Origin of the sequence: Streptomyces sp. ActVer (assembly GCF_027270795.1) — a bacterium.
GTDB lineage: Bacteria > Actinomycetota > Actinomycetes > Streptomycetales > Streptomycetaceae > Streptomyces > Streptomyces umbrinus_A.
In genome coordinates this window covers 1-8683 of the sequence record NZ_JAPWHT010000433.1, presented here as the reverse complement: position 1 = coordinate 8683, position 8683 = coordinate 1, and the positions used below count along the sequence as shown (strand labels likewise).

8 protein-coding genes and 1 pseudogene are annotated in these 8683 nt (G+C 71.9%); 4 read left to right on the top strand and 5 right to left on the bottom strand.

What is annotated here, in order from left to right:
• The 3 genes and pseudogenes from O3Q52_RS42925 to O3Q52_RS42915 form a co-directional block, all read right to left on the bottom strand.
• A pseudogene (locus O3Q52_RS42925) lies at positions 1-314 on the bottom strand (serine/threonine protein kinase); the annotation flags it as partial.
• A 35-nt stretch (positions 315-349) separates the two neighbouring features.
• The gene (locus O3Q52_RS42920; protein WP_269653953.1) at positions 350-2530 is read right to left on the bottom strand and encodes a bifunctional serine/threonine-protein kinase/ABC transporter substrate-binding protein; all 2181 of its coding nucleotides are present in this window, start codon (positions 2528-2530) and stop codon (positions 350-352) included.
• A complete protein-coding gene (locus tag O3Q52_RS42915; protein ID WP_269653952.1) occupies positions 2527-3357 on the bottom strand; it encodes a hypothetical protein in 831 nt (276 codons plus the stop codon). Before O3Q52_RS42915 ends, O3Q52_RS42920 begins: the two co-directional genes overlap by 4 nt.
• A gap of 242 nt (positions 3358-3599) precedes the next feature.
• Here O3Q52_RS42915 and O3Q52_RS42910 point away from each other — a divergent pair, with 242 nt between their 5' ends.
• From O3Q52_RS42910 to O3Q52_RS42900, 3 genes are all read left to right on the top strand, one after another.
• Positions 3600-3914 (top strand): DUF6412 domain-containing protein, encoded by a 315-nt coding sequence (locus O3Q52_RS42910; protein ID WP_269653951.1) that lies wholly within the window; start codon positions 3600-3602, stop codon positions 3912-3914.
• Positions 3915-4102: 188 nt separating this feature from the next.
• Positions 4103-4867: a YidC/Oxa1 family membrane protein insertase gene (locus O3Q52_RS42905; protein ID WP_269653954.1), complete on the top strand. Its 765-nt coding sequence runs from the start codon at positions 4103-4105 to the stop codon at positions 4865-4867.
• A 169-nt stretch (positions 4868-5036) separates the two neighbouring features.
• Entirely contained in the window at positions 5037-5894 is an 858-nt protein-coding gene (locus tag O3Q52_RS42900) for a fumarylacetoacetate hydrolase family protein (RefSeq protein ID WP_269653950.1), read from the top strand.
• Positions 5895-6091: 197 nt separating this feature from the next.
• Here O3Q52_RS42900 and O3Q52_RS42895 read toward each other — a convergent pair whose 3' ends face one another.
• Both O3Q52_RS42895 and O3Q52_RS42890 read right to left on the bottom strand, forming a co-directional pair.
• Positions 6092-6568, bottom strand: a complete 477-nt coding sequence (locus O3Q52_RS42895; protein ID WP_269653949.1) for a heme-degrading domain-containing protein — start codon at positions 6566-6568, stop codon at positions 6092-6094.
• Positions 6565-7686: a Gfo/Idh/MocA family oxidoreductase gene (locus O3Q52_RS42890; protein WP_269653948.1), complete on the bottom strand. Its 1122-nt coding sequence runs from the start codon at positions 7684-7686 to the stop codon at positions 6565-6567. The genes O3Q52_RS42895 and O3Q52_RS42890 overlap by 4 nt, the downstream gene beginning before the upstream one ends.
• Before the next feature lie 86 nt (positions 7687-7772).
• On the opposite strand from O3Q52_RS42890, the gene O3Q52_RS42885 reads away from it, so the two are divergent.
• The coding region (locus tag O3Q52_RS42885) for an ROK family transcriptional regulator (RefSeq protein WP_269653947.1) at positions 7773-8683 on the top strand (911 nt) is incomplete at its 3' end.

Here is an 8683-nt window from a genome sequence, read left to right as displayed (position 1 = left end):
AGCGTGACGGCCTCGGCCAGCGACGGGCCCGGCACGAAGGCGGTCGCCAGCCAGGGCCCGCGGGCCGCCGGCTCCGCCGCGGTCACCGGGATGACCCACTGTCCGGTGAGCCCGCTCGCCGCCTCGGCCTCGCGCCGGAACCGGGCCCGGAAGTCGTGGTCGGCCGCGTACTCGGCGCGGATCACCTTCAGCGCGACCAGCGCCCCGCCCGTCGAACGGGCCAGGTAGACCACGCCCATGCCGCCCGCGCCGAGCCGGCCGAGCAGCCGGTAGCCGCCCACGAAGGGCGGGTCGCCCGGTTTCAGGGCGCGCACTGCCGAGTGCCCCTCGGACGGCGTCCCGCTCACCGCTACACCTTGGAGGGGGCATCACCGAGGAAACGGAACCGGCCGCCCTCGACCTGATGCAGGAAGATGCCCCAGCCGGCGAACGTGCCGTCCTCCGGCTTGAACGAGAACTCCTTGGTGATGCCCTTGTAGCGGCTCTTGCGGAGCAGGCCCACCAGCTCTTTGCGCCCCGGCGGCCGTCCGCCCTTCGTGGCCTTCTCCAGCTCCTGGAGGACGAGGCTGACGGTGTCGTACGCCTCGGCCGCGTAGTAACCGGGCGCGGCGCCGAAGCGCTTGCGGAAGGCGGCGGTGAAGGTCGCCGCGGCCGGAACGGATACGGGGTCGATGAAGGACGCGGTCATCAGCCATCCCTCGGCCGCGTCCCCGGCCAGCTCCAGGAACGCCGGGTCGATCACGGCCTGTGAGGCGAGCCGCGGCCGGTCGAAGCCGGCCGCCGCCAGTTCGCGGGCCACCAGGGCGGCTCCCTCCGTGTAGCCGGCGTAGATGAAGGAGCCGATCCCGGCCCGCAGCATGTCGGCCACGACGGGTCCCATGTCCTGCGTGTCCTCCGGGACCACTCGGGGGTAGGCCGGCCGGCCCAGTTGGCGCAGCATGGTGGCGTTGATCCCGGCGGACTCCTGGGCGTACGTCTGCGCGGTGCGGTCCTGGAGGAGGCCGGGGCGCAGGGCCCCCTTCTGCTTCATGAGATAGACGCTCATGGGGAGCGAGAGGGCCGCGTCGCTCGGGCGGCAGTGCACGAAGGACCGGTACTCCCGCGAGGTCAGGAGCAGTCCTCCGGCCGAGACCGACAGCAGGGACAGCAGCGCCTCGTCGTACGTGCCGAGGACCGCCTGGGCCGTCTCGTCGTTGGTCGGGCCGAGCACGGCGAGGACATCGGCGTCCTGGATCAGCTTCTTCGCCGCGGCCGGCGCCCGACCCGCGCTGCCCCCGTCGTCCACGGTCTTCAGAGTGATCTCGAAGGGCTTGTTCCTGCGGGCGTTGAACTGCTCGACCGCCAGCCGCGCGCCCCGCTCCTGCGCCTCTCCCGCCGTCCGCCGGGACCCGCTCAGATCCGCCTGTACGCCGATGGCCCAGCGGCGGGCCCGCGGCGTCGACGCGCCCGGCGTGTCCTCGTCGCGCAGGGCGGCCCAGGCCGCGGTTCCGCCCGCCGCCATGAGCACCGCCGCGCCGGAGGCCAGGAGCAGTCGCCGTCGGCCGGGCGACGGCGGCTCTGCCTCCTCCGGTGGTCCGGCAGGTGCTTCGGCGGCGGTCGGCTCGATGTCGGGAAGTGCCAGCATTTCGGACGAGCGATCCGCGATTCCCCGTACGACGTCCTCGGGCAGCCAGTCGATCTGCCCGCCCTCGGGGACCGCATCCTCGACCAGCAGTACCGTGCCGAACTGCTCGGCCGTCGGACGGTCCGCCGGGTCCTTCGCCAGGCACAGCCGCAGCAGCGTCAGCAGCTCGACGCCTTCCGTCTCCTCCTCGGCCTCGATACCGGACAGGTCGGGCTCGTCGTGGACCGTGCGGTAGAGCAGGGCGTCGGCCGTGCCGGTGCCGAACGGCGGACGGCCGCTCGCCGCGTACGCCAGCAGGCAGCCCAGCGAGAAGATGTCGCTCGCCGGGCCCACCGCCGCGCCGCGTGCTTCGGCCTGCTCGGGGGAGAGGAAGCCGGGTGTGCCGACGACCAGGTCGGTGGAGGTGATCGCGGTCTCGTCCGTCGCACGGGCGATACCGAAGTCGATCAGGCGCGGGCCGTCCACGGCGAGCAGGACGTTGGCGGGCTTGACGTCGCGGTGGACCAGCCCGGCCGCGTGCACCTCGCGGAGCGCGGCGGCGAGCATCCTGGCCAGGACGCGCACGCTGCGGGTGGGCAGCGGCCCGTGGCGGGCGACCGCCTCCTCCAGCGAGGGACCAGGCACGAAGGCGGTGGCCAGCCAGGGCTCGTCCGCGTCCGGGTCGGCGCCGGTGACCGGGACCGCCCAGGGGCTGGTCACCCGGCGGGCCGTCTCGACCTCACGGCGGAACCGGGCGCGGAAGTCCGGCTCGTCCACGTACTCGGCCTGGATGACCTTGACGGCGGCCAGGGATCCGGCCTCCGTACGGCCGAGATAGACCACGCCCATGCCGCCCGCGCCGAGGCGGGCCAGCAGCCGGTGTCCGCCGATCGAGGCGGGGTCGGTGGGGAGCAGACGCTCGCTCATCGCGTCGCCTCCAGCTCGGTCTCGACGCGGTTCAGCATCTGGACCGATCCCTGCCGCAGGGCGGAGTTGACATCCTCGTCGGACCGCCCCTCGGCACCCCTGCCGACGACGGCCACGGTGACCTGGCCCAGACGGCTCTGTATCCAGTAGTAGTAGAGAGGACCCCCCAGTTCACCGCTGTAGTACTCGCCGCCTTCCGTGAGCGTGTCCTCGGAGGTGAAGTTGCCCATCAGGCCGAAGTGCGCGCCCTGGGAGAGCAGTCCGCTGATCCGCTCGTTCTGGCGGAGCTGCTGATCGGGGCAGCGCAGCGCCTCCTCCAGGGTCCCTGCCATCTCCCAGTCGGCGTCCTTCACGGCCCGGTGCACGGTGACGGTCGCGGTGACGCGGATCGGGCCCTTGCCGTCCTCCGCGGGCAGCTCGCTGTTGCGGGTGAGGTTGGCGAGCACTGTCGAGGGCAGCGGCTCGCGCTGCCAGACACAGTCCTGGTCGAGTACGGGCCAGGAGGCGGGGTCGCTCTCGTACGGGCTGTGCCTGACGAAGCCGGGGCCCCAGTCGGCGGGTGCCGCCGCGACGGTGCGGGCCAGGCGTAGGGCCGCTGCACGGGTCTTCGGCGCGCGGTCGGGATCGGGGGCGAAGTCCAGGCTCGTGGCACCGGCGCTCGGACTCGGGCTCGGGCTGGAGCGGGTGTCACCGCTCGCGGCGGCTCGCGGGGATCCGGTGGTCCTGGTATCGGCGGGCTTGGCGGCTCCGCCGCCCCCGTCGTCTCCATCCCCTGAGCAGCCGGCCAGCAGCAGCCCGGTGGCCAAGACGCCGACACACAGCTGCACACGTCTTCGGTACACCATCAGCTCCCCCCAACTCCCCACGCCCGTACGCGCGTTCCTCCCCCGCTGGGAGCGTAGCGACTATGCCCCTGGGGTACTACGGCCTTGCCGGAGTCCGTTGTTCCTTGTTCCTGGCCGCTCATCCGTGGCAGCGGTTTCTGGAGGCGATCCTGTATAACGGCAGGAGGCCGCAGAGCCGGAAGAACCAGAAGGACGAGCAGGACCAGAGGACGGGAGGGCAGCCGATGACACGGACCTGGGCGCAGCTGAAGCCCGCCGTCCTGCTGTTCGTCCTCCTTCTGCAGGTGGCGCTCCTCGACACCGGCAGCCTCGCCGGAGCCGTCGCCGTCACGTTCGCGGCGACCGCAGCGGCCGGGTCCGCGCTCGCCGCCTGTTCCCTCATCGCCTCACGGCTCGCGCCCGCCGTACCCCGTACACGGGTCCGTACGGCCATCCGCGACCGTGAGAAGCGCACGGCGTTCCTGCCGCAGCGCGACCCCGACGCCCGGGGGCGCAGGCGTCCCCGAGCACCCGGCCGTTCCCTCCTGACGGCCGCGTAGGGGACCACTCTTCGGGACTTCGGGTCTTGCGGACGCTCTCAGAGCGCCCGCAGGAGACTTCCGGAGAGCCTCAGCAGACCCCCTCGCGGGTCGTCATGCCGACGTACGTCACGTCTCATCTCCTCGGCACGACGAGACCCACGGAGGGCTCATCCATGTCCGGCTTCTCTTCCCTCTTCTCTTCCTTCATGTCCGCGTTCGCGAGCCTCGTCGAGGGGCTCGCCGAACTGCTCGAACCGCTCTTCCAGGCCTCCGCCGCGGCCGCCGCGATCGTCCTGTTCACCGCGCTCGTACGACTCCTCGTGCATCCCCTGTCCCGGGCCTCGGCTCGCGGGCAGCGGGCGCGGGCCGCCCTGCAGCCGCAGATCGCCGCGCTGCGCAAGAAGCACGGCAAGAACCCCGAGAAGCTCCAGAAGGCGGTGCTGGAGCTGCACGCCAAGGAGAAGGTCTCGCCGCTCTCCGGCTGCTTGCCCAGCCTCTTCCAGCTGCCGGCCTTCTTCCTCCTCTACCACCTGTTCTCCAACTCGCAGATCGGCGGCGAGGCCAACTCGCTGCTCGCCCATCAGCTCTTCGCCGCCCCGCTCGGCGGCCGGTGGACGGACGCCCTCGGCGACGGCGGGGTCCTCGGGGGCGCCGGGCTGGTGTACCTGGCCCTGTTCGTGATCGTCGCGGCCGTCGCCACCTTCAACTACCGGCGTACGAAGCGGATGATGGCCGCCAGTGCTCCGGTGGCCGCGGCCGGCGGCGACCGGGGCGAGCAGCAGGTCCCCGGGCTCGGCGCGATCACCAAGGTCATGCCGCTGATGTCCTTCCTCACGCTGTTCACCGTGGCGGTGGTGCCGCTGGCCGCCGCGCTGTACGTGGTGACCAGTACGACGTGGAGCGCGATCGAGCGGGCCGTGCTGTACCGGGACATGCCGGGGGCCGCGCCGGCCGCCGCCGTACTCGGCTGACGCGGCGGGGGCGGCGGGGGCAGCGGGGGGCGCGTGGCTTGGGCGGGTGGTTACGGTCCAGTCCGTGAACCGGGTCTTGCGGACTGGACGTCGACCTTGGACGATCGACCAGTCCTCCGATGGCTGCACCCGTCGGACGGGCCGCCCGCGATCAAGGGAGATTGTGATCATGAAGCTGCTGCGAGTCGGTACGACAGGGGCCGAGCGGCCCGCGCTCCTCGATGCCGAGGGAGTCCTGCGGGACCTGTCGGGCGTCGTGCCGGACATCGACGGGGCGCTGCTCGCCGACGACGCGGCGCTCGGCCGGATCCGTACCGCCGCCGAGGCCGGGGAACTGCCCGTGCTCGACGCGGACGGGGTGCGGGTCGGCCCGCCGGTCGCCCGGATCGGCAAGGTCGTCTGCATCGGCCTCAACTACCACGACCACGCCAAGGAGACCGGTGCCGAGCCGCCCGCCGAGCCGGTGATCTTCTTCAAGGCGGCGGACACGGTCGTCGGGCCGTACGACACCGTGCTTGTGCCGCGTGGCTCGGTGAAGACCGACTGGGAGGTCGAGCTGGCCGTCGTCATCGGGCGTACGGCCCGGTATCTCGGTTCGCACGAGGAGGCGCTCGCCCATGTCGCCGGGTACGCGGTGGCGCACGACGTGTCCGAGCGGGAGTTCCAGATCGAGCGGGGCGGGACCTGGGACAAGGGGAAGAACTGCGAGACGTTCAATCCGCTCGGGCCGTGGCTCGTGACGGCGGACGAGGTTTCCGACCCGCAGGGGCTGGGCCTGAAGCTGTGGGTCAACGGCGAGTTGCGGCAGGACGGGAGTACGTCCGACCAGATCTTCCCCGTTGCCGAAGTCGTGCGGTATGTGAGTCAGTTCATGACTCTTTATCCCGGGGATGTCATCAATACCGGGACGCCGGCGGGGGTTGCGCTGGGGATGCCTGAGCCCAAGCCGTTCTTGCGGGCGGGGGATGTTGTGGAGCTGGAGATCGAGGGGTTGGGGCGGCAGCGGCAGGAATTCAAGCCGGCGTAGCGCTCCGCTGGGGGGCGGGGGACTGCGGTGCGTTGTTGGGCGCGGGGCCGTTGTGGCTGGTCGCGCCCACGCGGCGGAGCCGCAAAATGTCACAGCCCCGCGCCCCTAAAAGACTGCGCAGTTCCCCGCGCCCCCAAAAAAGCCAAGAGACTGCGCAGTTCCCCGCGCCCCCAAATAAGCCAAAAGTCCCCCGTGCCTTAGAGCGTTGCCGAGAAACGTTCCAGGGCCTCTACCACCATTGCGTGGTCCTCCAGTTGGGGGAGGCCCGAGACCACCACCGTGCCGATCACGCCGGCGCCCTTCACCGTGATCGGGAAGGCTCCGCCGTGGGCCGCGTAGACGTCGGGGTCCAGGCGGGAGGAGTCCTCGAAGGTGGTGTTCTTGGCCCGGAAGCGGGTGCCGATGAGGAGGGACGAGGCGGCGTAGCGGTCGACCACTCGGCGTTTGCGGTCTATCCAGGCGTCGTTGTCGGGGGTGGAGCCGGGGAGGGCGGCGTGGAAGAGCTGCTGGCCTCCCCGGCGGATGTCGATGGCGACCGGGGCGTTGCGCTCGCGGGCCAGTTCGACGAGGAGCGTGCCGAGGGCCCATGCGTCGTCGTACGTGAAGTGAGGGAGCGTCAGGCGGCGCTCCTGCTCCTCCAGTTCGGCGACGGTCGGTGCGGTGGGGGTGCTCACAGGGTCACCGTCACGTTCTCGCGGGCCGAGCGGCGCGCGCCTTCCAGGACGTCCAGGGCGGCGGCGGCCTCCAGGGCGGTGACCGGGTTCCCGCCGGTGCCGCTCAGGGCGGCGGCGACGGCCGCGTAGTACGCGGGGTACGCGCCCGGAACGCTCGGCACCGGGGCGCCGCCGCCGGTCGCCGGGGATTCTCCGGAGCCGACGCGGCCCCACAGCTCCTCGGGCTCGACGCCCCACTCCTTCTCCTTGCCCGCGACCGGGCGCTCGCCGTCGCGCAGGGCGGCCTCCTGGGGGTCGAGGCCGTACTTCACGTAACCGGCCTTCGAGCCCAGCGTGCGGAAGCGCGGGCCGAGTTGGGCGGTCGTCGCGGAGGCGTAGAGGTGGGAGCGGACGCCGTTCGTGTGCGTGACCGCGATGAACGTGTCGTCGTCGGCCTCCGCACCCGCGCGGCGTACGTCCGACTCCGCGTACACCGAGGCCGCCGGGCCGAAGAGGACCAGTGCCTGGTCGACCACGTGGCTGCCGAGGTCGTACAGCAGACCTCCGACCTCTGCCGGGTCGCCGGACTCGCGCCAGCCGCCCTTGGGCTCGGGGCGCCAGCGCTCGAAACGGGACTCGAAGCGGTAGACGTCACCGAGGGCGCCCTCGGTGATCAGCTTCTGGAGGGTCAGGAAGTCGTTGTCCCAGCGGCGGTTCTGGAAGACGGAGAGCAGCAGCCCGCGCTCGTCGGCGAGGGCGGCGAGCTCGCGGGCGTCCGCCGCCGTGCCCGCGATCGGCTTGTCGACGACGACCGGCAGGCCCGCCTTGAGGGCGGCCGTGGCGATCGGGACGTGCGTCCTGTTCGGGGACGCGATGACGATCAGGTCCAGCTCGTGGGCGCGCGGCCACAGTTCGTCGGGGGTCGCCGCGATCCGTACGTCCGGGAACTCGTCCCTCGCCTGCTGCTGCCGGTCCGCGTTCGACGTGACGACCGTGTCGAGGGTCAGGCCCTCGGTGGCGGCGATCAGCGGGGCGTGGAAGACGGAGCCCGCGAGGCCGTAGCCGACGAGGCCTACGCGGAAGGGGCCCTCGCGGACGGGGCCTTCGCCGAGGGAGGTGCCAGTGCCTGTACCAGTCATGTCATCCACTTAAGCAACGCTGTTGCCAAAGTGCAAGCGCGAGGGACAATGGGGCTGTGGACGCACGCGATACAGGGAGGATCTGAGTGACTGGGATCGGGGCTGGTTCCGGAGCGGCCCGGGTGGGCGGCGGGGTGAACCTGCTCGCGCTGCGCAGTCACAACGCCGCCCTGCTGCTCGATCTGCTGCGGCGCGCCGGGCGTACGGGGATGAGCCGCCTCGAACTCGCGGAGCGTACGGGGCTGACGCCTCAGGCCGTCAGCAAGATCACCGCCCGTCTGCGGGAGGACGGGCTGGTGACCGAGGCCGGACGCCAGGCCTCCACGGGCGGCAAGCCGCGCACGGTGCTGCGGCTGGTGCCGGAGGCCGGGCACGCGGTGGGGCTGCATCTCGACCGGGACGAGCTGCGGGTCGTGCTCGTCGATCTCACCGGGGCGGTCGTGGGGGAGCGGTGTGCTCCGCTGGATCTGGGGGCCGGGGCGGACGCCGTGTTCGACGTGGTCGTGGCGGAGTTCGGGGAGGTGGTGGCGGGGCTGGGAAGTGCCGCGTCCACCGTTCTCGGGGTTGGTGTTGCCATGCCTGGACCCCTCGATCACACGCATGGCGTGCTGCACCGGGTGACCGGGTTTCCCGCGTGGGACGGCTTTCCCCTGCGTGATGCGCTGGCTCGGCGGCTCGGAGTGCCGGTCGTGCTGGACAAGGACACGAACGCCGCTGCGCTCGGGCTGGCGGTCGGCGGTGAGGCCGGGGCCTTCGCGTATCTCCATCTCGGTACGGGGCTGGGGGCCGGGCTCGTCCTCGGTGGGGCCGTGCATCGTGGGTCCCGGACCGGGGCGGGTGAGTTCGGGCACCAGGTCATTCAGCTGGACGGGCCGCCCTGTTCTTGTGGCAACCGGGGGTGCGTCGAGGCGTTGTGCCTGGCGGCGGTGGCTCGGGGCGATGTGGACGAGGCCGCGCGGGTTCTTGGCGAAGGGGCCGCGAACCTTGTGGGGCTTCT

Bases quoted from the DNA above. Each gene is read 5' to 3' on its own strand.
- O3Q52_RS42920 (WP_269653953.1), bottom strand. From the start codon at position 2,530: ATGAGCGAGCGTCTGCTCCCCACCGACCCCGCCTCGATCGGCGGACAC.
- O3Q52_RS42900 (WP_269653950.1), top strand. From the start codon at position 5,037: ATGAAGCTGCTGCGAGTCGGTACGACAGGGGCCGAGCGGCCCGCGCTC.
- O3Q52_RS42910 (WP_269653951.1), top strand. From the start codon at position 3,600: ATGACACGGACCTGGGCGCAGCTGAAGCCCGCCGTCCTGCTGTTCGTC.
- O3Q52_RS42905 (WP_269653954.1), top strand. From the start codon at position 4,103: ATGTCCGCGTTCGCGAGCCTCGTCGAGGGGCTCGCCGAACTGCTCGAA.
- O3Q52_RS42890 (WP_269653948.1), bottom strand. From the start codon at position 7,686: ATGACTGGTACAGGCACTGGCACCTCCCTCGGCGAAGGCCCCGTCCGC.